Below are 19613 nucleotides of genomic sequence, written 5' to 3'. Positions count from 1 at the left end.
GGTGGCATGCTGCCGCGGGAGTAATGGCCGGGATGGACCGCCTCGTCGTGTCACGCTGGGGTCTTGTCCGATGACGGTGGGGTCAGGAGGCCGGGCGTGTATCGCTCGCGTGAGTGGCTGTGTGGGTCGATGCGTCACCGCGGTGCGGATGCAGTGGCCGGGCGGTCATGATGGCGGGCAGGCAGGAAGAACCCGAGCAGCCGCACATTGACCTGAGGCTGCGGCTGGATCGCCAGCTGGACCAGATCGCCGCGCAGCTGCGGGAGCTGGCCACCGCCAAGGACCGGCTGCAGGGGCTGCTGAACGCGGTGCTGGCGATCAGCCAGGAGACGGATCTGCCCGCGGTCCTGCACCGCATCGTGACCACTGCCAAGGACCTGGTCGGCGCCCGCTACGGCGCGCTGGGCGTGCTGGACGAGTCCGGCGAGCAACTGGAGCAGTTCATCACGGCAGGCCTGTCGGAATCCGAGCGCAACGACCTGGCCGACATCGAGCTCCCCCGCGGCCGCGGTGTTCTCGGACATCTGATCCACCACCCCGAGCCCCTGCGCGTCGACGACATCCGCTCCCATCCCGCCTCGGTCGGATTCCCGCCCGGCCACCCGCGCATGCGCACCCTCCTGGGCGTCGCCATCAGTGTCCGCGGCACCATCTACGGCGACCTCTACATGTCCGAACGCCGTGACGGGCAGCCCTTCGACCGCGACGACGAGGACATCGTCGTCGCCCTGGCCGGCGCCGCCGGCATCGCCATCGAGAACGTCAGCCTGTTCGAGCAGGTCCGCACCAGCGCCGAACACTTCCAGCGCCTCCTGCTGCCCACCCTGCCCGACCTGCGCCCCTTCACCGGCGCCGCCATCTACCGCCCGGCTCCCAGTCCCGGCCATCTCGGCGGGGACTGGTACGACGCCCTGTGGCTGCCCGACCACACGTGCGCCGTCGTGATCGGCGACGTCGTCGGCCACGACCTGCGCGCAGCCGCCGCCATGGCCCAGACCCGCAGCATGCTGCGAGCCCTGCTCTACGACCGCCTCACCCCGCCCAGTTCTGTCCTCGCCCAGCTCGACCGCACCCTGCACGACATCACCGACCTGCCCGTCGCTACCGCCTGCCTGGCCCGTATCGAGCCCGCAGAAGACGGCTGGAGGCTGCACTGGAGCACGGCCGGCCACCTCCCCCCGCTCCTGATCAGCCCCGACGGGCACACGAAGTATCTCCACGCCGAGCCGGGCCTGCCCCTCGCGGTCAACACCGACCAGCCCCGTCCCGACCACATCCACCCCGTGCCCGCCGGGGCCACCGTGGTCTTCTTCACCGACGGGCTCGTCGAACACCGCGGCCACTCCATCGACCACGGCCTGGCCCAACTCGCCGAACTCGCCGCCGGCCATGTCCGCCTGCCGCTGGACGACTTCGTGCACTTCCTCGCCGACCGCCACCCCAGCGACGGCCACGACGACCTGGCCATCCTCGCCCTGCGCACCCCACCCGCCATCCGACGAGCGCACGCCGGCGCGAACAGCGGGAACGGCCAAACCGTTTGACGATGAGGAGTCAATCGGATCGGACCGGCCCTTCCCGCAACACCGCCCACGCCACCGAGCGCCACTCGGCGGTGAGTTGCACGCTTCCCCTCCCGGCAGCCGCAGTCTGCGTCGGCGCCGGCCAGACCGCCGTTCCATTCCCGGTGTGCTGCGGCTCAGCGCGCTCCTCGCGTTTTTCCGGGGAGGTCTTCGTGATCGGCGGACGCCACCACGCCGGAGTTCTGCGTCGCCGCCCTGGCACGAAGGCCACTACGGAACCTGGCCATTCAGGCCTTGGACGCCTGCTGTTCGACGACGATCTCCCGCTTGAGAATCTTGCCCGTTGCTCCCTTGGGAAGCCCATCGGTGAATGTGACGATCCGTGGGTACTTATAGGCAGCAACCCGCTGTTTGACGTAGTCACGTATCTGATCGGCGGTGGCCTGTGCACCGTTCCGGAGCGTCACCACGGCGGCCACCTCCTCTCCCTGGGTCTCGTGCGGCACGCCTACGACAGCGGCTTCGGCGACGGCGGGGTGTTCGTAGAGCACCTCCTCGATCTCGCGCGGATAGACGTTGTATCCGCCACGGATGATGAGGTCCTTCTTCCGGTCGACGATGAAGTAGTAACCGTCCTCGTCGACACGGGCGAGATCGCCGCTGTGAAACCACCCGTCCCGGATCGCTTCTGCAGTCGCCTCCGGACGGTTCCAGTAGCCCTTCATGACGTTCTCGCCGCGGATCGTGATCTCGCCGACCTCACCCGGTCCCACGGTGGTGCCATCATCCGCGACGAGCTCGAGTTCGACTCCGCGGATGGGCAGTCCGATCGAGCCGGCCTTGCGCGGCCGGTCCGGAGGGTTGAATGCGGCGACGGGCGCGGTCTCCGAGAGTCCGTAGCCTTCGAGCACGGTGACGCCGAACTCCCGCTCGAAACGCTGGAGCACCTCAACCGGCAGGGAAGCGCCTCCGGAAACGGCCAAGTTCAGTCGGGAGAGATCGTAGCCGTCGGGGATCCCGGCGTGGAGCAGAGCCGTATACATCGTGGGGACGCCGAGGAAGACAGTGACCCCGTCCCGATGCGTGATCTCCAGCGCCTTTGCGGAATCGAACCGCGGCAACAAGGTCAGAGTCGCCCCGGCAGCGATCGCGGTGTTGAGAGCGCAGGTCTGTCCGAAGGCATGGAACAGTGGCAGGCCACCGAACAGGACGTCGTTCGGCCCGACATGGAGCAACGTTTCGGCCGCGGTGGCCGCGTTGGTCATCAGGTTGCGGTGGGTCAACTCGGCGCCCTTCGGGATCCCTGTTGTGCCCGAGGTGTAAAGGATCACGGCCGTGTCATCCCCCGCACGGTCGACGACCCGGGGCATCGGGTCGGTGGCCTGCATCAGGGAGCCGAAGGCCGTCGGATCCATGACCAGGCATTCGACCCCGACCTCTGTCGCCGCCACAGCGACCTCGCCTGCGAACGGGGGGCACGCCAGCACGATCCGGGATCCCGAGTCCCGAAGAACGAAAGCTATTTCACGGGCCTTCAACAGCGGATTCATCGGCACGACCACGCCGCCGGCACGAAGGACGCCGTAGTACGCAACGGGAAATTCGGTGGCGTTGGGCATGACCAACGCCACCCGATCTTCCGGCCGGACACCCTTGGCGTGCAGCAGCGTGGCGACCCTGGCGCTCCTGTCGTTCAGCTGGGCATAGGTGAGGGCCAGATCGTCCTGGCGAACGGCGACCCGGTCGCTTTCGACCCATGCCGACTCCGCCAGGAGCATGGCCAGGTTGTTCATTCGGTCTCCCCTAGGATCTGGGTGGATGACGGCGCCCGGAGGCGGCGGGGGCCGCCGAGGCCCCGAGCCGGAGCCGGGCGAATCCTCGCTGACCGGGGACCGAGAACCGCACGCACGCCCCTTCTCCTCTCCCCGCGGATGAACCCCACGACTTCGGCGCCGGCATTTCCGCCCAACGCCATCCGAATCGAGGTTCCTTACCGCATTCCGGGTCTGGTCAACGGTTGGACTCTTTGCCATGGTGTGCTCCGTCGAATTTCCTGTCGGTCGGGACTGGGATACGGACAGCAAGCTCCATCGCGGTGGTGCAACGCTAGGTCACGACCAGGCTCACCGCTTGACCTGACGTGACATCCGACTTATCAACTGGGGACAGAGCCTTGGGAGTGCGCCCATGAAGCCCCTCGTCCGCAACGCCGCGCTGAGCAACTACGTCGAGGTCAGCCAGTCGCTCGGTATCGACCCGCGGTCCCTGATGAAGCATGTGGGCCTGAACCACGTCGATCTCACGGTCCAGGACAGATGGATCTTGCGGCGTGGCCGTGGCCCAGTTGCTCGAGCTCTCGGCGACCGCCTCACATCGCGTGGACTTCGGACTGCTCCTTGCCGAGCGCCGCCGCTTCTCCAACCTCGGCCGCATCAGCCTGGTCATCCGCGAGGAGCCCGACGTCCGCAGCATACTGGAGCTCCTGGTCCGTCATGAGTACATGTACAACGAGATGCTCCGCAGCCGGCTCTCCGGGGCGAACGGCCTGGCCACCCTCAAGGTGAGCCTCAACCTCGGGGAGACGATGGCGGCTCGCCAGGCCGTGGAGCTGGCGGTGGGCTCCTTCCATCGGGTCCTCCGCACCTTCCTCGGTACTCGGTGGCAGCCGGTGGCCGTGTGTTTCACACACAGCGCTCCAGCCGACACCCGGACACACCGGCGCTTCTTCGGCCCTGCCGTGGAATTCGACCGGGATTTCAACGGGATCGTCTTCTACGCCAGCGACCTCGACACTCCCAACCCCATGTCGGACCCACTGCTGCGGACCTACGCCCGGCAGTATTTCGAGTCCATCGCCGTCTCGAAGGACACGACCGTGCTGGACCGTGTGCGCGAGCTGATCGAAGTCCTGCTGCCGACCGGGCGCTGTTCGATCGAGCAGGTCGCATGCAGCCTCGGCGTCGACCGGAGGACCGTTCACCGGCATCTGTCGGCCTCGGGCGAGACCTTCTCCTCCCTGCTCAACGCGACGCGTACCCAGCTCGCCGAACAGCTGGTGGCGAACCCGCGCCGCTCGTTGACAGAGATCTCCAGACTGCTGGGATTCTCCGCATCCAGCGCTTTCTCCCGCTGGTTCAGCGAGCGGTTCGGCTGCAGCCCCCGGGAGTGGCGCCGCCAAAGGGCCGGGCAGCAACTCTGCGCCGAGGAATGAGCACCGGCGGTCAACCCGCTGCCGGGGACCGTGATCGCTCACGCGACCTCGGCCGAACCCCCTGAGCCGGCGGCGCGAGCCGGCGGGGAAGGGCGGTCCCCAAGTGGTAAATCAGATGTCACCTGTCGTCAAGCATGCCGCCTGGCCGGCCCTTAATGTGTCACTACCGCAAGGGGGGCTCCCGGCCCCACGGGGCGAGCAGGGATCCTGCCCGCAGCCGCATCTGCCCGGAACCCGCTGATCGTATCCGGCTGTCCGGCGAGCCCGGAAATCCCCTCTGCCATCCACTCCACCTCTCGCCACGCCCCAGGGCTTGGCATCGCCGGCAGCGATGTGTGCAGCAAGTGAAGACCGATCCTCAAAGGAGACGGACCATGCACTTCTTCGACGACTCCCTGTACCCGGAGAACCAGGAGAAACTGGTCATCCAGGCCGCGCCCTACGGGCCGGAGTGGCTGCCCGGTGACGCCGATGACCTCCCACTCACCATGGACGAGCACGTGCAGGCGGCGGTCGACTGCTACAACGCCGGCGCCACGGTTCTGCACATCCACGTGCGCGAGCTGAACGGTCACGGATCCAAGCGCATGTCCATGTTCAACGAGCTGGTGGCCCGGCTGCGCGAGGCCGTGCCCGACATGGTCCTGCAGATCGGCGGGTCGATCTCATTCGCCCCCGAGGACGAGGGTGCCGACGCCAAGTGGCTCAGCTACGACACCCGCCACATGCTGGCCGAGATCACCCCCCGTCCCGACCAGGTGACGATCGCGATCAACACCAACCAGATGAACATCGTCGAGCTCTTCGACGACGAGGACATCGAGGGCACCTCGATCGCCAAGCCGACGTACTACAAGGCCTACCGGGACATGGTGGTCGAGGCCGGACCGGAGTTCTACCTCGAGCACCTCGAGCGCCTGCGCGCCAACAACATCCAGCCGCACTTCCAACTCGCCGACATAGCACAGTTGGAGACCGTGGAGCGGCTGATCCGCAAGGGCATCTACAACGGGCCGCTGGTGCTCAACTACGTCGCCATCGGCGGTGGGTTCGCCGGCCGGCACCCGGCCGACCTGATCGAGTTCATCCGCCGCGTCCCGGACGGCGCCGTGCTCACCATCGAGGCATCCATGCGTGCGGTGGCACCGATGAACGCCATCGGTATCGCACTGGGCACGCACGTGCGAGTAGGCAACGAAGACAACCTGTGGCGCCACAAGGGCGAGCGGATGTCCTCCGTGGAGCAGGTTGAACAGATGGTCCAGATCGCCGACGTGCTCGGCCGGGAGATCGCCACCGGACCGGAGGCGAAGAAGATCTACAAGATCGGCGAGTGGTACTCGGACGCCGACGAGACCCTGGCCCACCTCGGCATGGTGCCCAACCGTCGCCCCGGCCGGCGCGGCCCCATGCTGCGCGACGTCAAGAGCTGACCCGGTCCACGAGCAGCGGTCGCGGGGCGACAAGGCATCCACCTCAGCCGGCCCAAGGCGGCCCGCAACCGCCCATGCCCACACACGAGCAAACGGAGCAACTCTCATGGCACACGCCATTCGCTTCCACGAAACCGGCGGCCCTGACGTCCTGCGGTGGGAGGAGTCCACCGTCGGCGACCCGGGCCCGGGCGAGGTACGGATCCGGCACGTCGCCGTCGGACTCAACTTCGCCGACGCCTACTTCCGCACCGGCCTGTACCCGGCCCCGCTGCCCGCAGGCCTCGGCGTCGAGGCTTCCGGTGTCATCGAGGCCGTGGGAGAGGGCGTGCGTCACGTCGCCGAGGGCGACCGGGTGACCTACACCGGCAGCCCACTGGGCGCTTACAGCACGGAGCGGGTCATGCCCGCGGACTCGCTGATGAAGCTGCCGGAGGAGATCAGCTGCGAGACCGCCGCTGCGATGACCATGCGAGGACTCACCTCGGCCTACCTTTTGCGTCAAATCCACCCACTGAAGTCCGGCGACACTGTGCTGCTTCACGCAGCGGCCGGCGGCGTCGGCCTCATCTTCTCCCAATGGGCGAAGCTGCTCGGCCTCACCGTGATCGGCACGGTCTCCAGCGAGGAGAAGGCACACATCGCCCGGGCCCATGGCTGCGATCACATCATCTACTACCGGCGCCAGAACGTGGCCGAGCGGGTGCGCGAGCTGACCGACGGCAAGGGCGTTCCGGTCGTCTTCGACAGCATCGGAAGGGACACCGTCGCCGAATCCATGGCCTCGCTGCAGCGCCGCGGCCTGCTGGTGTGCTTCGGAACCGCCTCCGGTGTCCCACCGCTCGACGCCATGCAACTGGCCATCCATGGCTCGCTGTTCGTCACCCGGCCCGCGCTGGCCGACTACATCGCCGAACCCGCCGAACGGGATGCCCTGGCGGGCGAACTGTTCGGACACGTCTCGTCCGGCCGCATCACGATCGAGATCAACCAGCGCTACGCCCTCCAGGACGCAGTACAGGCACACCGCGATCTGGAAGCCGGACGGACCACGGGATCTTCCGTCTTCGTCCTCTGAACGCCGTGCCCCGCACGTCAACCCAGGAGTGAGCACATGTCCCAGACCGTCCGCCCGAGGGAACACACGCCTGCCCTGGTGCGCCCGGGTGTCCTTCGCACCTCGATCAGGGTTGAGCCGCTGACCTGCACCATCGGCGCCGAGCTCGTCGGCGTGAACCTCGGCGACGCCGGCCGTGACGACGACCTGTTCGCCGAGATCAAGAATCTGCTCCTGCAGTACAAGGTCCTTTTCCTGCGCGACCAGGACATCACCCGCGCCGAGCACGTCGCCTTCGCCTCCCGCCTCGGCCCGTTGGAGAACCACCCGGTGCTCGGCAGCGACCCGGACCACCCGGGGCTGGTGCGCATCTACAAGGATCTGAACAGCAAACCCGAGCACTACGAGAACGCGCTCCACTGCGACGCGACCTGGCGTGAATGCCCTCCCATGGGAGCGGTGCTGCGCTGCGTGGAGACGCCCGAGGTGGGCGGTGACACGATCTGGGTCAACATGGCCGAGGCCTTCCGCAGGCTGCCCGAGCACATCAAGACGCAGATCGCCGGCCTGCGCGCACGGCACAGCATCGAGGCGACCTTCGGCGCCTGCATGCCGATGGAGCGGCGCCACCAGTTGAAGGCCCAGTTCCCCGATCCGGAACACCCGGTGGTCCGTACCCACCCGGCGACCGCCGAGAAGATCCTCTTCGTCAACGCCTTCACCACGCACTTCGTCAACTACCACACGCCCGAGAACGTCCGCTTCGGCCAGGACTACGCCCCCGGGGCGGGCAACCTGCTGACCTACCTGATCAGCCAGGCGGCCGTCCCCGAGTACCAGGTGCGCTGGCGCTGGCAGAAGAACAGCGTCGCCATCTGGGACAACCGCTCCACACAGCACTACGCCGTCCAGGACTACTGGCCCGCCGTCCGCAAGATGGAGCGTGCCGGAATCGTCGGCGACACACCCTTCTGAGCCCTGAGCAGCGACGGAAAGGTAACGCCCATGGGACTGCACACGACCGGCACGACAGTGCCGGACACGTGTCCCGCCGAACCAGCCGTAGCCCGCGGCTACGCCTGGCTGGTGTTCGCCCTGAGTTTCGGGCTCCTGCTGTCCGACTACATGTCGCGGCAGGTCCTCAACGTGGTCTTTCCCCTGCTGAAGGCGCAATGGCTGCTCTCCGACGCCCAGTTGGGGTCGCTCAGTGGCATCGTGGCCCTGATGGTCGGTGTGCTCGCCTTTCCTCTGTCGCTGCTGGCGGACCGCTGGGGCAGGGTCAAGAGCCTGGTCATCGCCGCACTGGTGTGGAGCCTGGCGACGCTGGGCTGTGCCGTTTCCGCCGGCTACGGCCAGATGTTCCTGGGCCGGTTCATCGTGGGCGTCGGAGAGGCGGCCTACGGCAGCGTCGGTATCGCGGTGGTCCTCAGCGTCTTCCCCATCCGTCTGCGGGCCACACTCGCCGGCGCGTTCATGGCGGGAGGGTCGTTCGGTTCTGTGCTGGCTGTGTCGGCCGGCGGTGCCCTGGCGCAGGCATACGGCTGGCGCTGGGCGTTCGGCGTCATGGGAATCTTCGGCCTGGTCCTGACCGTCCTCTACGGCCTCGTGGTCACCGAGAAGAGGCTCGGGCCGGCCTCCGGCAAGCACGGCAGCACGTCCGGGCAACACGCCTCCGTCCGGACCCTGCTCCCGCGGCTGTTCTCCTCGGTCTCCGTCATCTGCGCCTACATCGGCAGCGGAATGCAGTTGTTCATCGCGATGGCCCTGCTGGCCTGGATGCCCAGCTTCCTCAACCGCTACTACTCCATGGCCTCCGCGAAGGCCGGCCTGGTTGCCGGTGTCTTTGCGCTGATCAGCGGCACCGGCATGGTCCTGTGCGGGGTCGTCGCGGACCGCCTCAGCCGACGGACCGGGAGCCGGAAGTGGACCGTCGCGATCGCCTGCAGTCTCGGGTCGCTCGTGCTGCTGATGACCGGATTCCACCTGCCGACCGGCTCGCTGCAACTCGTGCTGATCGCCGCCGGGACCCTGGTGGCCGCCGGTACCTCCGGCCCGGCGGCCGCCATGGTGGCGAATCTGACCCCTGCCGCCATCGCGGCGACGGCCATGGCCACGCTCACCCTGGCCAACAGCCTCCTCGGGCTTGCCCCGGGGCCCGCAGTGACAGGCGTACTCGCGGACCATATCGGTCTGCTCGGTGCCCTGCAGGTGGTCCCGCTCGTCTCGCTCGCGGGCTGCGCGGCTTTCGTCATCGGCAAGTCCTTCTACGAAAGAGATCTGCGCCGCCTGGGGCTGCTCCCGGACCTCGCCCTCAGGACCCCGGCGTTGCAGTCATGAACCTCACCGCATCGCCGACGGTCGTGATCGTCCCCGGACTACGTGACCACGTGTCGGACCACTGGCAGACCATCCTCGGCAACAAGATCGAAAACACCCGTACGGTTCCTCCGCTGGAGAGGGACAGGCTGAGCTGCGACGCTCAGGTCGCAGCCCTGGACGAGGTGCTGTTGGACATCTCCGGCCCGGTTGTGCTGGTCGCCCACAGCGCCGGGGTGATGAGCACCGTGCACTGGGCGCAACGACACCAGCGTTCTGTCAAAGGGGCGCTGTTGGCTGCGCCGCCGGACTTCGACACCCTGCTGCCGGAGGGTTACCCAAGTCCGGAAGCCTTGCGCGAAAACGGCTGGACGCCAACACCGCGAACCCCCCTGCCCTTCCCCAGCATCGTCGCGGCCAGCACGAACGACCCCCTGGCCGATGCCGATCGCGTCGCCGGTCTCGCCCGGGCATGGGGGAGCCGCCTCGTGGTCCTCGGCCCCGTCGGGCACCTCAACCCTGCCTCCGGTTACGGCGAATGGCCTCGGGCGGAGGAGCTCGTCCGCGAGCTCGTCCGAACCTCGTCCGGCCTGCCCACCTGACCCGCGGCGGCTTCCTCGCACTCCCTCTTGCCCGTCCTCGGACAGGAGGGAGGCGTTGGCCGGTCGAGCACGCATCTTCAGACACGTATGAGCGGGCCGTCCCGTAGGCGCCGGCTCTGCACCGGTCCCACTCGCACGACCTCAAGCCCAGGTCCCGGGGCTCGCAGACCGCTCTGTAGTAAGGGGTTGAAGTTTTCAGTGACGTTCTGGTGGGCCCGGTCGACTGCACCCGCGCGAGTTGCGCATCCCGTGTCTAGTGCGGGCGGCACCGAATCCGCTTCCTTGAGCCGTAGGCAGGTGGGGTCTCCGGACGGAGGCCCCACCTGCTCGGGTTCAGGCTGGTCAGAAGCGCACTGTGCGATCCCGGGTAACCGTCGGGACGGCGAGCACGGCATCGAACGCCTCAGGGACCGGGGTGCTCAGGTGGGAGCTCTGGAACCGGATCCCGTTGAGCGGTGGCGCCCCCTGTTCGTCGCGCGGTGCGTGGCGCAGGTCGGTCAAGGTGATCCGGTCGGCGAGTCCGGCGTCGGTGAGAGCGGCCTCGACGCTGCCGGGCACGGCAGGCTCGAGGTGTGCTTCGGCGAGGGTGAAGCCCACTGCGGCTTCTGGGTCGGGGTGCATCTCCGGCACGTGGTCGGCGGTGTGGACGAGCGCCACGGCGCGGTAGTCCTGGCCGAAGGTCCGCTGCAGGTGCTGACCCATGGGCAGTGTGGTGAGACAGCTGCCGCCGAACTCCAGAGAAAACGCCGTCCTGTGGATGTGGTTGTTGTGCGCTGCGAGGACGATCCGGGTCCCCGGTTCGGCGTGGTCCAGGTGCCAGCGCAGGGACTCGGCCAGGTAGATCTCTCGCACCGACAGGTCCGCGGCCAGGCCCCGCCCGGACATCAGGGCGTCGCTTGCCCGGAACATGTAGTCGGTGTGGCAGGCCGCTTCCACCCGGCGCCGGGCGATGTCGAAGCGGCTCTGGCTGCTGCGGGAGACGTAGAGCGGTTCGACGGCGCGCAGCCGCAACGACAGTCGCGCCAGCGTGGCGGTCAGTTTGTTCTGCTCGGCGGTCTCCAGGCCGGCCCATGCGGGCGCGGCCGCAGCGCCGGAACCGCGGCCACTGAGGAACCGGTCGCTGATCTCCAGGACCGTATCGACGAGGGGGAGTGCGTCGGGGTCGACTTCGCGCAGGTATTCGACCACCGGCTCCAGGGCAGGTCGTAGCGCCCCGCCGGCCTCGGGGATGTCGAGGCCGGCGAAGCGCAAGGGGTGTCCGCTGGTGCGGTTGTGGTGGCGCAGCCAGTGCATGAGATCTGCGGCGGCCCGGCTCACCTTCGCGAGGTCACCGTCGTCTCCCTCGCCCTGCAGCCACTGGTCGAGCGGGAAGGCTTCGCTGAAGCCGAACTCCATCGCGAAGACGGTGAATCCACATCGTTCGGCGAGAAAGCGCAGCACCCGTTGGCGTGCGCGCGAGAACTCTTCGACGAAGTGGGCGCCCTCACCGACTGCCACGACCCGGGCATCGCCGACGATCTCCCGGAGCCCTTCGAGGTCGTCGAGGGACTGTTCGGGATCAAGGGTGGTCAGAGTGCTGGAGTGCTCGCGGAACCAATCGGCAAGCACGGTGCGGGAAGAAGGCTGAACAGGCACAAGTAGAGCTCATTTCTCGGCTCGGAGGTTCAGGACACAGTCACTCATTCGCACACGGGCGGACGAGCGACGCGACGACGCACAGACGCGACCGACGCCGGGCCACTGGGCCAACGGCGCGCCACGTCTGCCGACGAACCTCGTCAGAGAAAATTGCTGAAGATTGCCATGTCGGTGGGCGGCGGCCGGTGGCGCCGCCGACGTGGTGGGCACCGAGGTAGCCGGGGTGTCGGGGCCGGGGCTGCTCGGGCCGCGTCGCCGGGTTGGGATACGTGGCCGCGGCGGGATGGTGCGGCGGCCCCCGTCGGCCGGTCCCGGGTCTCCCGCAGGTTGGCGCGTGGTGTGCGTGACGACGTGCGGGCCAGCAGTTCGCAGGCCGGCTCGACCACGTCCTGCCAGGCGAGGCGGTCCTCGCGAAGTCCGAGGTGGACGCGCGAGTTCGTCGAGGACGAGGGCGGCACGGGCGATGGCGGCGCGGGTGATGGCGCCGATGCGGTCGGGGCTGAGGGCGACGTGCTGCAGGGTGCGCCGGCGTTGCTGGAGTTCGGCGGCGGCGCGTTCGCCGAGGGCGCGGGCGCTGCGATGCGCGGCGTTGGTGGTGCGGACAGACACGCGCGGGAGACGCCCACCTCGGCCACCACCACCGGCTTGGCTTCTGTGCTTCCAGCGTTGCTCGCCGTTCCCCGCGCGGAAGAGTCACGAACGGCCTTGGCATACAGGCCGGGCCCGCCCCGAACAGGTTGGACGGGCTCGGCCGCGGGGGCTCGGACGGCGACGCGAGTGCCCTGACGGGCGACGGCGGCCACACTCCCGCTCCGGCGGATCTGCGCGCACAGCAACGCCCACCCATCCCGTGCCGACTTGTCCGCGCGTTTGTTTGGACGACCGTCCTGGACTATCGTCCAAACAGGTGGATGAAACTATTGGAGGTGAACAGCACGATGAGCCAGTCCTTCTTGGCGACGCTGATTGCGGCACTGCTGGTATGGGAGGCCCTTCTACTGATTCCTATGGTCCCGGGCAAACTGATCGACACGCGTGACTTCGCGCCGTTGCCCCGGTGGCAGTACAACTGCTTCAACGTGTTCCTGACCACACTCGGACTGGCCAGCTTTGTCGTGGCCGGTTTCGCGTTGGCGAACCAGGGCTGGGCGTTCGTGGCAGCACTGGTACTGGGCCTGCTGTACGTCGGGGTCTTCGCGGCCGACCTCGGCGAGGTCTTCCCTGTTGTGCCCGACCCCATTCCGGTTCAGCTGCTCGTCCTGGAGGCGATCGCGCTGGCTTCGGCCGGGGTGATCGTGGTGATCGGCATCCAGGGGATGCGGCTGTGAGCGCCGACGACCGGCGCGTGTCCCGCCCGGCGGAGACACGCGAGAAGCTCATCGACGCCGCGGCCTCCCTGATCCCTGAGCTCGGGTGGGACAACGTGAGCAGCCGCCGGGTCGCGGACCGCGCAGGCGTGAACCTGGGCGTCGTCCACTATCACGTCAACAGCATCGCCGAACTCCGGCGTATCGCCGCCATCCGGAGGATTCGGGCGTTCTTCGAGGGCCCCGCCCGTGAAGCCCTGCTGGAGACGGACCCGCGAACAGCCATCGGCAACCTGCTGAACAGTCTGTCCGCCAGCGGCCCGCGAGACCCGGAGTTGCTGCTCCTCTTCGAGTCGCTCGTCGCCGCCGGCCGGGATGACCGGTTGCGGGAGGAGATCGCCGGTTCTCTCGCCGAACTGCGGACCCGGCTGCTCGAATGGCTCACCGAACAGGGCGCAGCCGCTCCTGCGGCGGCTGCAGTCACCATCACCGCGGCCATCGACGGATATCTCCTCCAGCGAGCGCTCGACCCGTCGCTCGAACCGGACCTCCTGATCGAGGCACTGGCCAGCCTCGTACGACCGCCGACCTAGTGCTGTGGCCGGAGAGGTTTGCCGGGAAGCTCGCGGCGTCCGGTGCGGTGCATCGCAAGGCGGAGGACCGCCCTCGTACGGGACGTACTCGGCTGATGCGACAACGCGGCGAGGTGCCGTGCCGGGCGTCGCGAGCCGGTGAACCTTTCCGGTCGCAGCACTCTAGTGCCGTGACCGGCAAGGTTTGCCCGGAAGGAGCGGCGTCCGGTGCGTGCGATCGCAAGGCGGCCGAAAGCCCTCGTAGCGGGCTACGTGGGCTTTCGGCCAACGCCGCGAGCGTGCGTGCCGGGCGGTGCGACGGGGCAAACGTTGTCGGGAGCGGCACTAGCCAGGGCCTGAGCCTGGAGCGCGTGGCCCAGGTGGTGGGCCGCCCCGGACACCACCTGGGACGCCTGATCTCGTTCCCGTTCCCGTTCCCGTTCCGGGCTCCGGCCCCGTATCGGGAACGGGACGGGCGCCGACCGCTCCCGTACCCCGGCTGCGTCGGCGTCCCGCCTTGTCATCGGGTCGGGCGTATTGCCTGCTCCTGTGCCCGCAGTCTTCGGCTCAGAGGTCGTGCATAGGCGCGCGGAGGCCGGTGTTGGTCATGCACGACAACGGCACAACAACGGTACGGTCCGCCGCCCGGGCAGTTGATAGCGTGATCGTCGTGACAGAATTGGAAGAGCTGGTCCTGACCCCCGGCGAGCGGGCCCACGGGGTTCACGTCGACAGTGTGATGTTCACGATGGACTGGACCGGTGAGGATTACCCCGGCCAGCTGGCGGCGTTCGTGGCTGGTCGGGTACGGGCCTTCGGGGCGGAGCCGACAGACGTCGACACCAACGTCGTCCAGCACGCGGCCGAGACCGACCCGACTCTGCGTCGCGGTGATTTGCCGGTCCGTCAGCTCGATCATCTGTCCGGTGTGCTGGCAGATCTCGGCTGCACGCTCATGGTGTGGGAGAACGGCACCGACACCTACGAGATACTGGTCGCGCTGACCGACGGGCGTGAGCCGACCGGGTTGACGCACCAGGGCCTCCCGGTGCGGGCCTGGGGCTCGGAACCCGAAGAGACCCTGGTCAGCCTGAACTGCCCGAACTGCTCGCAGATGCTGGTCTGGCAATTGCCGGCGGACCAGACCCTGGCCGACGAGCGCTGCGATTGTGGAGCCGCGCTGTTCGACGCTACTGGCCGCCCGCTGCCCAACGTCACTCTCCACGACTGAGCCGCTCAGCGCCCTCTGGCCCCGACTCGTCCCCACCGATGTACTGCTCATCGAACGCGGCGCCCACTGATCCGCACGAACCGCACCTGCCCGTCTTCACGTGACAGCGATCTACCACCCAGCACTTCATGCTCGTCAGGTGCGGATCCCGCGCAGAGACATCGGTGGTCAAGGCCGTGGCCCGCTGGTGGGACCCGGCAGCAGGCGGCTACCGGGACCGCGTCGGCGGCCGCCGCCCCTTGCGGCAGAATCTGCTTGTCGCCATGGGGAAACCCCGCCGGAATCACCATTGTTGATGAGTACGGTGCAGTACATGCAAACCACCACCGGGGCGGGTCAGGAACAGCGAGGGCACGTCCTCCTCATCGCGGGTGACACCGCCATACGACGGCGCGCCGTGCAGGTCGAGCCCAGCGCCAACCTCGCAGCCCTGTCGATGGTGCCCGTGCCTGTGCTGCTCGCCAGCAACGTGCCCGCCGACACTACGTACCTCGACGGCGTCAAGGACCAGCAGGCCCTGCTGATGAAACTGCGCAGCGCCGCCGCCACGCCGGGCCCGCTGCTCGTCTACCTCTCCGGCCGCCTCACCCTCGCCCGCCGCGACCACCAGCTCTACCTCGCACTGACGCACACCACGGCATCCACCATCCGCTACACCGCACTGCCCTGGGAATGGCTGGGGACCGAGCTGCGCCACCGCCCCGCAGGACTGACGACCGTCCTGGTCGACCTCGCCGCGGACAAGCACGCATGGCCCCACCTACAGGAGCCCGGCGCACTCGCCACTCCCCCGGCCGCCGAGGTCTATGGGGTGATCACCCCTCCCGGCTACGCCGGCAGCAACGGCGTGAGCACCTACACACGAGCGTTCGTCGAGCAACTGCGCCTCACCCCCGACCGGCCCACGAACGCCCGGCTGCACGCACAGACCGTCGGCTCCGTGGCGCTCCCACCCGGTGCCCTGGTCCTCCCGCACATCCCGGAGATCAACGCCCCGCAGACCGAACCCCAGCATCCGAGGACGAACCTGCTGCTACTCGCAGACGATCAGCAGCAGGAGGAGCCGGGTGAGGCGATGCCCGGCCTCGACCGGCGCCCGGCCCCGCCCGCGCCCGGCTCCTCATTCCTGTTCCAAAGCTCGCCGCCGCAGCCAACTGCGCTCGGCCCCTGCCCCATGCCACAGTCGCCCGTGCCCCCGGCGCCCCGGCCTGGTCGTCACGACGTCGACCAGCAGCGGCAGCGTACGGAACCCGCTGCCCCGGTAGGGGCTCCGCACCCGGTCCCCGTGGCGGCCTCGACTCCCACGGCCCAGCACGTTCCGGCGGTCCAGCAGCCGGTTGCGGCGCCCCAGACCGACCCGCGCCCGTACATCCACGCACTGGCCGAGCAGCACCGGTACCCCGAGGCGATGCAACTGGCCCAGCTGTGGGAGCAGCATGCCCTGACCACCTACGGTGTCACCTCTCCTCAGGCCACCCAGTGGACCGAGATCCGCGCGGACCTCGCGAAGATGCAGGGCAATTGGGTACTGGCCACCCACTTGTGGATCGCTGCCTGCCGGACCCGCCTTGCCCACCAGTCGCCCGACGCCCCACAGGTCATCGCCGCAGTGAAGAGCGCCCACTACTGCTGGACGCAGATCGGCGACCCGCGGCAGGCCCGCGGGTGCGGCCCCGAGCTGATCAGCCTGCTGCGCACCCTGCCCACGCTCGACCACCGACACCTGAACGTGGCACGACAGCGACTGGAGATCCTGCACAACTGCTGACGCACGCCTACGAGGGGCAGACAACGTCATGGCGTCGAACCGAGCCTGCAGGACTTCTACGGGCCCCCACACCCGTGAAGCCGGGCCCGAGTCCCCGCCGTCGACGGTGTGGCACGGTGGTCGACCGGGAGGTGAGCACGGCCACTACGGCTCGTGCGGACTGCGGGGTGAGCCCGGCGCCGGGCTGTCCGGAGGTCAGGACTCGTGCGTACGCCCCTGCCCCCGTGGGCGCGGAGGACATCGGCGAGCCCGGCTGCTGCGGTCTCGGCCGGTCGTTCGCCCCACCGGTCATGAGAACGCTGCGCTCGGCGGGTAACTCGGTCGTGCCGAGCGAGCAGCCCGGCCGAGGCCTGGGCTTCGGGCGGACCCAGGGTCACGGTGACCAGCGCGGCACCGAGCTGGCGGGCACGGTGAACAAATCCGGCTGACACGCCACGCCCGAATCGCCGGCCGCCCACCACCTTCTCGGCGGTGGGCCGCCGGCACGCGAGCCGTTCAGCTCTGGAACCCGACCGAGCGCTTCGATTGAAGCGCTCCCCTTCGAATGGATTCGAACACTCACGTGCGAATTCGCACGCCGCACCGGCTGCTCAGGACTCGGTGAGGATCGAGTGTTTGCCGAGTGCGTGCCGATGCGGCGCCAGATGATGTGCCGCTCGCCGCGGACTCGGCTCCGGGCCGTACTGCCACGTCGCCCGACCGTTGCCGTCCCAGGTGAGCTCGAAGACGCCGGGCGGGCGCCGCATGCCCTTGATGCGGAGGCCGGAGCGAAACGGCCCACCCGTACACAAGTCGTCGACGCAGAACGCCCGGAAGGAAGCCGGATTCCCGCCCGGGCCGTGGATGGGGCGCGGCCTGCCCGCGCTCGGGCTCACCGGGGGCTCGGTGGTGACGGAGCGCCAGGCGGAGCTTCTGTTCGGGCAGGGCCGGCATCCGGATGCCGACCGTATCGAGCGCGAGCTCTTGGACGACGGCGCCGCCCCGGAGACGGCCCGCTCGGCCACTGTCCTCGGCCGGCCCATCGAAGAGATCGAGAAGCGGAAGCAGATCCCGCTGGTCGCCCTCGACCAGACGTCCCTCATCGTGCTGCGAGCTCCGGGAGAAGAGAAGACGCGACGGGTCATCGAGCGGGCGCACGAGCGGGCCATCGCCACCGAGCTGCGCTGGCCGGAGGACGAGGCAACGGAATCCTGGTGGGCTTCCGGGCTACAAGCCCGCGAAGACAACGCCTTGGTCGTCGCGCCCTTCCGGCGATCGCCACGGCCTCCCCCTGCTCCATGACCACATCCTTTTCCTCAACCGGTGCAACGCCCGGACGACGAGGGGAAGCTGGTGTGGGGCGCCCTCGGCACCCTCCGCCTCCACCAGCACGTCGTGGCGGCCGGGACGCTCTGCACCCTGACGATGGCGACGGCGATGTGTGAGGAGCTGGGCCTGGCGACTGTGCCCCGCGAGGTGACGCCGGGCCTCCGCCCCGTGATGGAGACAGCCGGGACGAACACGGAGCTGATCGGCTGGTCGTCCACCCGTCGCCGGTAGATCGAGCAGGCGCTGGAGGGCATCACCGACCAGTACGCGGAGGAGCATGGGCGGCTGCCCGGCGAGCGCGGCCACGACGGTCTCGGATGGTGGACGGCGCAGGACACTCGTCCGGAGAAGAAGGCCGCCCGCCTGCTGAACCTCGATCCACCGGCTGATGCCTGTGGATGACGTTTGGGAAAATGAAGAAGTGCCTTGTGAGCTCCGATGACGGGAGTTCTTCACGCTTCCAGCACGCACAATCAGCAAGGCACTTCCGAGATGCAGGTTTCCCATACGTCGGCGGCGGTCTCCGCTGCGTTCGATGACCCGAATCCGATCACGCCGGCCGGGCTGGTCCCGGTGATGCGGCTGGTCGAGCGGTGTGGTCTGCCGCGACTGGTGGCGAAGAAGGCCAAGTTGACCGGGGGTGCAGGCGGTTTGCACCTGATGAGACGGACCGCCAGGCAGGGGTCGGCCGCGCGGGACTGGCAGCCGATGCGGAACTGGGTCAGCCCCAGAACTCCCGCAGGACGGCGTTGACGACGGCGGGCTCCTGGGTGTGCGGATAGTACCCGGGCACCCGCAGGAGGCGGCCCCCGAGGGAGGCCGTGAGGGACTCGGCCACGGCCATGAGGGGGAGCCCCACGTGCTCGCGATACGCGGCCGGCGCGCGCTCCCAGGTTCCGCAGATCACCAGAATCGGCAGGGCGGCGCCCCGGATCACCTCCAGCGGGATTTCCGCCTCCCAGATGGGCCGCTCTCTCATGGAGGTGGCAACGGCACGGAGCCGGCGTGACGTGGGCTCGGGCATAGCCATCCCCAACCCCTCGGTGGACGCACGCAGATACTGCTCCGGCGTGACGCCGTCCGGGATGCCCGGGGCGCCGTCGCGCACCCGGTCGAGGAGGTCGGCGACGACTGGATGGTGCGCGGCGGCGGTGAAGGCGGAGGGCTGGATGAGGGCCAGGGAGCGGACGAGGTCGGGTCGGCGCGCGGCGGCGATGAGCGCGGCGACGGCGCCGTTCCCGTGCCCCACGAGGTGGGCGCCGCCGAGCCTCATGGCGGAGGCCCTGTCGTCGAGAACCTCCACGACGTCCTCGGCGTCGACGTCGAAGTCGCTGCGCGCGGTGTCCGGGCTGTCGCCGTATCCCCGGCGATCCATCAGGAGGAGCTGCCGGCTGTCCGCGAGGGGCCGCTGCCCGGCAAACCCGTACGTGGAGTCGCTGCCCCAGGTGAAGATGTTGTGGACGAAGAGGGCGGGGACAGCAGCGGCCGCCGGGGGCACCGGGGCCCTCGAAGCTGTCGGGGCCCGGCATCCTCCGACCCGATCGCGGTCATCCCACACGGTCACGTGCACGGCTGCCATAGGTCATCCTCCCGAAGCTGAGGAACATCAACTCCTTTGAGGCTAAACCTCGATCCACGGCTGATGCC

At 68.7% G+C, this 19613-nt stretch carries 17 protein-coding genes; 14 read left to right on the top strand and 3 right to left on the bottom strand.

The window, feature by feature from the left end:
• Nucleotides 1-167 precede the first annotated feature (167 nt).
• Nucleotides 168-1544 (top strand): PP2C family protein-serine/threonine phosphatase, encoded by a 1377-nt coding sequence (locus tag AMK22_RS31320; RefSeq protein ID WP_079186506.1) that lies wholly within the window; start codon nucleotides 168-170, stop codon nucleotides 1542-1544.
• A gap of 266 nt (nucleotides 1545-1810) precedes the next feature.
• Here the strand turns inward: AMK22_RS31320 and AMK22_RS31315 are convergent, their stop codons facing one another.
• Nucleotides 1811-3316 (bottom strand): long-chain-fatty-acid--CoA ligase, encoded by a 1506-nt coding sequence (locus tag AMK22_RS31315; RefSeq protein ID WP_073790577.1) that lies wholly within the window; start codon nucleotides 3314-3316, stop codon nucleotides 1811-1813.
• A 542-nt stretch (nucleotides 3317-3858) separates the two neighbouring features.
• Between AMK22_RS31315 and AMK22_RS31310 the strand changes: the two genes are divergently transcribed.
• The 6 genes from AMK22_RS31310 to AMK22_RS31285 all read left to right on the top strand — a co-directional run bounded on the left by AMK22_RS31310 (nucleotide 3859) and on the right by AMK22_RS31285 (nucleotide 10142).
• On the top strand, nucleotides 3859-4734 hold the full coding sequence (locus AMK22_RS31310; protein ID WP_242434222.1) for an AraC family transcriptional regulator: 876 nt from the start codon (nucleotides 3859-3861) through the stop codon (nucleotides 4732-4734).
• Nucleotides 4735-5108: 374 nt separating this feature from the next.
• Nucleotides 5109-6167, top strand: coding sequence for a 3-keto-5-aminohexanoate cleavage protein (locus AMK22_RS31305; RefSeq protein WP_073790575.1), 1059 nt, complete (start codon nucleotides 5109-5111; stop codon nucleotides 6165-6167).
• Nucleotides 6168-6273: 106 nt separating this feature from the next.
• The gene (locus AMK22_RS31300; RefSeq protein WP_073790573.1) at nucleotides 6274-7245 is read left to right on the top strand and encodes a quinone oxidoreductase family protein; all 972 of its coding nucleotides are present in this window, start codon (nucleotides 6274-6276) and stop codon (nucleotides 7243-7245) included.
• Between the two features lie 36 nt (nucleotides 7246-7281).
• Entirely contained in the window at nucleotides 7282-8199 is a 918-nt protein-coding gene (locus AMK22_RS31295) for a TauD/TfdA dioxygenase family protein (RefSeq protein WP_079186505.1), read from the top strand.
• A 30-nt stretch (nucleotides 8200-8229) separates the two neighbouring features.
• The gene (locus tag AMK22_RS31290; protein ID WP_073790571.1) at nucleotides 8230-9561 is read left to right on the top strand and encodes an MFS transporter; all 1332 of its coding nucleotides are present in this window, start codon (nucleotides 8230-8232) and stop codon (nucleotides 9559-9561) included.
• Nucleotides 9558-10142 (top strand): RBBP9/YdeN family alpha/beta hydrolase, encoded by a 585-nt coding sequence (locus tag AMK22_RS31285; RefSeq protein WP_073790570.1) that lies wholly within the window; start codon nucleotides 9558-9560, stop codon nucleotides 10140-10142. Before AMK22_RS31290 ends, AMK22_RS31285 begins: the two co-directional genes overlap by 4 nt.
• 342 nt (nucleotides 10143-10484) lie before the next feature.
• Here the strand turns inward: AMK22_RS31285 and AMK22_RS31280 are convergent, their stop codons facing one another.
• A complete protein-coding gene (locus AMK22_RS31280) occupies nucleotides 10485-11777 on the bottom strand; it encodes an erythromycin esterase family protein (protein ID WP_079186504.1) in 1293 nt (430 codons plus the stop codon).
• A 929-nt stretch (nucleotides 11778-12706) separates the two neighbouring features.
• Between AMK22_RS31280 and AMK22_RS39705 the strand changes: the two genes are divergently transcribed.
• From AMK22_RS39705 to AMK22_RS41340, 7 genes are all read left to right on the top strand, one after another.
• Complete coding sequence (locus tag AMK22_RS39705; RefSeq protein ID WP_158072099.1) at nucleotides 12707-13108, top strand: hypothetical protein; 402 nt, start codon at nucleotides 12707-12709, stop codon at nucleotides 13106-13108.
• The gene (locus tag AMK22_RS31265; protein ID WP_158072098.1) at nucleotides 13105-13680 is read left to right on the top strand and encodes a TetR/AcrR family transcriptional regulator; all 576 of its coding nucleotides are present in this window, start codon (nucleotides 13105-13107) and stop codon (nucleotides 13678-13680) included. The genes AMK22_RS39705 and AMK22_RS31265 overlap by 4 nt, the downstream gene beginning before the upstream one ends.
• A 586-nt stretch (nucleotides 13681-14266) precedes the next feature.
• Complete coding sequence (locus AMK22_RS31260) at nucleotides 14267-14890, top strand: hypothetical protein (RefSeq protein WP_242434220.1); 624 nt, start codon at nucleotides 14267-14269, stop codon at nucleotides 14888-14890.
• Nucleotides 14891-15203: 313 nt separating this feature from the next.
• Nucleotides 15204-16658, top strand: coding sequence for a hypothetical protein (locus AMK22_RS31255; RefSeq protein WP_107430684.1), 1455 nt, complete (start codon nucleotides 15204-15206; stop codon nucleotides 16656-16658).
• Nucleotides 16659-16882: 224 nt separating this feature from the next.
• Nucleotides 16883-17086 carry a hypothetical protein gene (locus AMK22_RS40260; RefSeq protein WP_073790565.1) on the top strand — a complete coding sequence of 68 codons (204 nt, stop codon included), beginning with the start codon at nucleotides 16883-16885 and terminating at the stop codon, nucleotides 17084-17086.
• 316 nt (nucleotides 17087-17402) lie between these two features.
• Nucleotides 17403-17939 carry a relaxase domain-containing protein gene (locus AMK22_RS41345; protein ID WP_338014201.1) on the top strand — a complete coding sequence of 179 codons (537 nt, stop codon included), beginning with the start codon at nucleotides 17403-17405 and terminating at the stop codon, nucleotides 17937-17939.
• Nucleotides 17940-17960: 21 nt separating this feature from the next.
• A complete protein-coding gene (locus AMK22_RS41340; RefSeq protein WP_073790559.1) occupies nucleotides 17961-18197 on the top strand; it encodes a relaxase domain-containing protein in 237 nt (78 codons plus the stop codon).
• A gap of 490 nt (nucleotides 18198-18687) precedes the next feature.
• Here AMK22_RS41340 and AMK22_RS31230 read toward each other — a convergent pair whose 3' ends face one another.
• A complete protein-coding gene (locus AMK22_RS31230; protein ID WP_073790557.1) occupies nucleotides 18688-19545 on the bottom strand; it encodes an alpha/beta fold hydrolase in 858 nt (285 codons plus the stop codon).
• Nucleotides 19546-19613: the final 68 nt, after the last annotated feature.

Origin of the sequence: Streptomyces sp. CB01580 (assembly GCF_001905795.1) — a bacterium.
Classification (GTDB): domain Bacteria; phylum Actinomycetota; class Actinomycetes; order Streptomycetales; family Streptomycetaceae; genus Streptomyces.
The sequence above is the reverse complement of the archived record's forward strand: the minus strand, read 5'-3'. Positions and strand labels throughout refer to the sequence as shown.

What these genes read in the sequence shown, in the direction of transcription:
- AMK22_RS31320 (WP_079186506.1), top strand. Translation starts at nt 168, where the DNA reads ATGATGGCGGGCAGGCAGGAAGAACCCGAGCAGCCGCACATTGACCTG.
- AMK22_RS31315 (WP_073790577.1), bottom strand. Translation starts at nt 3,316, where the DNA reads ATGAACAACCTGGCCATGCTCCTGGCGGAGTCGGCATGGGTCGAAAGC.
- AMK22_RS31305 (WP_073790575.1), top strand. Translation starts at nt 5,109, where the DNA reads ATGCACTTCTTCGACGACTCCCTGTACCCGGAGAACCAGGAGAAACTG.
- AMK22_RS31300 (WP_073790573.1), top strand. Translation starts at nt 6,274, where the DNA reads ATGGCACACGCCATTCGCTTCCACGAAACCGGCGGCCCTGACGTCCTG.
- AMK22_RS31295 (WP_079186505.1), top strand. Translation starts at nt 7,282, where the DNA reads ATGTCCCAGACCGTCCGCCCGAGGGAACACACGCCTGCCCTGGTGCGC.
- AMK22_RS31290 (WP_073790571.1), top strand. Translation starts at nt 8,230, where the DNA reads ATGGGACTGCACACGACCGGCACGACAGTGCCGGACACGTGTCCCGCC.
- AMK22_RS31285 (WP_073790570.1), top strand. Translation starts at nt 9,558, where the DNA reads ATGAACCTCACCGCATCGCCGACGGTCGTGATCGTCCCCGGACTACGT.
- AMK22_RS31260 (WP_242434220.1), top strand. Translation starts at nt 14,267, where the DNA reads ATGCACGACAACGGCACAACAACGGTACGGTCCGCCGCCCGGGCAGTT.
- AMK22_RS31255 (WP_107430684.1), top strand. Translation starts at nt 15,204, where the DNA reads ATGCAAACCACCACCGGGGCGGGTCAGGAACAGCGAGGGCACGTCCTC.
- AMK22_RS41345 (WP_338014201.1), top strand. Translation starts at nt 17,403, where the DNA reads ATGCCCTTGATGCGGAGGCCGGAGCGAAACGGCCCACCCGTACACAAG.
- AMK22_RS31230 (WP_073790557.1), bottom strand. Translation starts at nt 19,545, where the DNA reads ATGGCAGCCGTGCACGTGACCGTGTGGGATGACCGCGATCGGGTCGGA.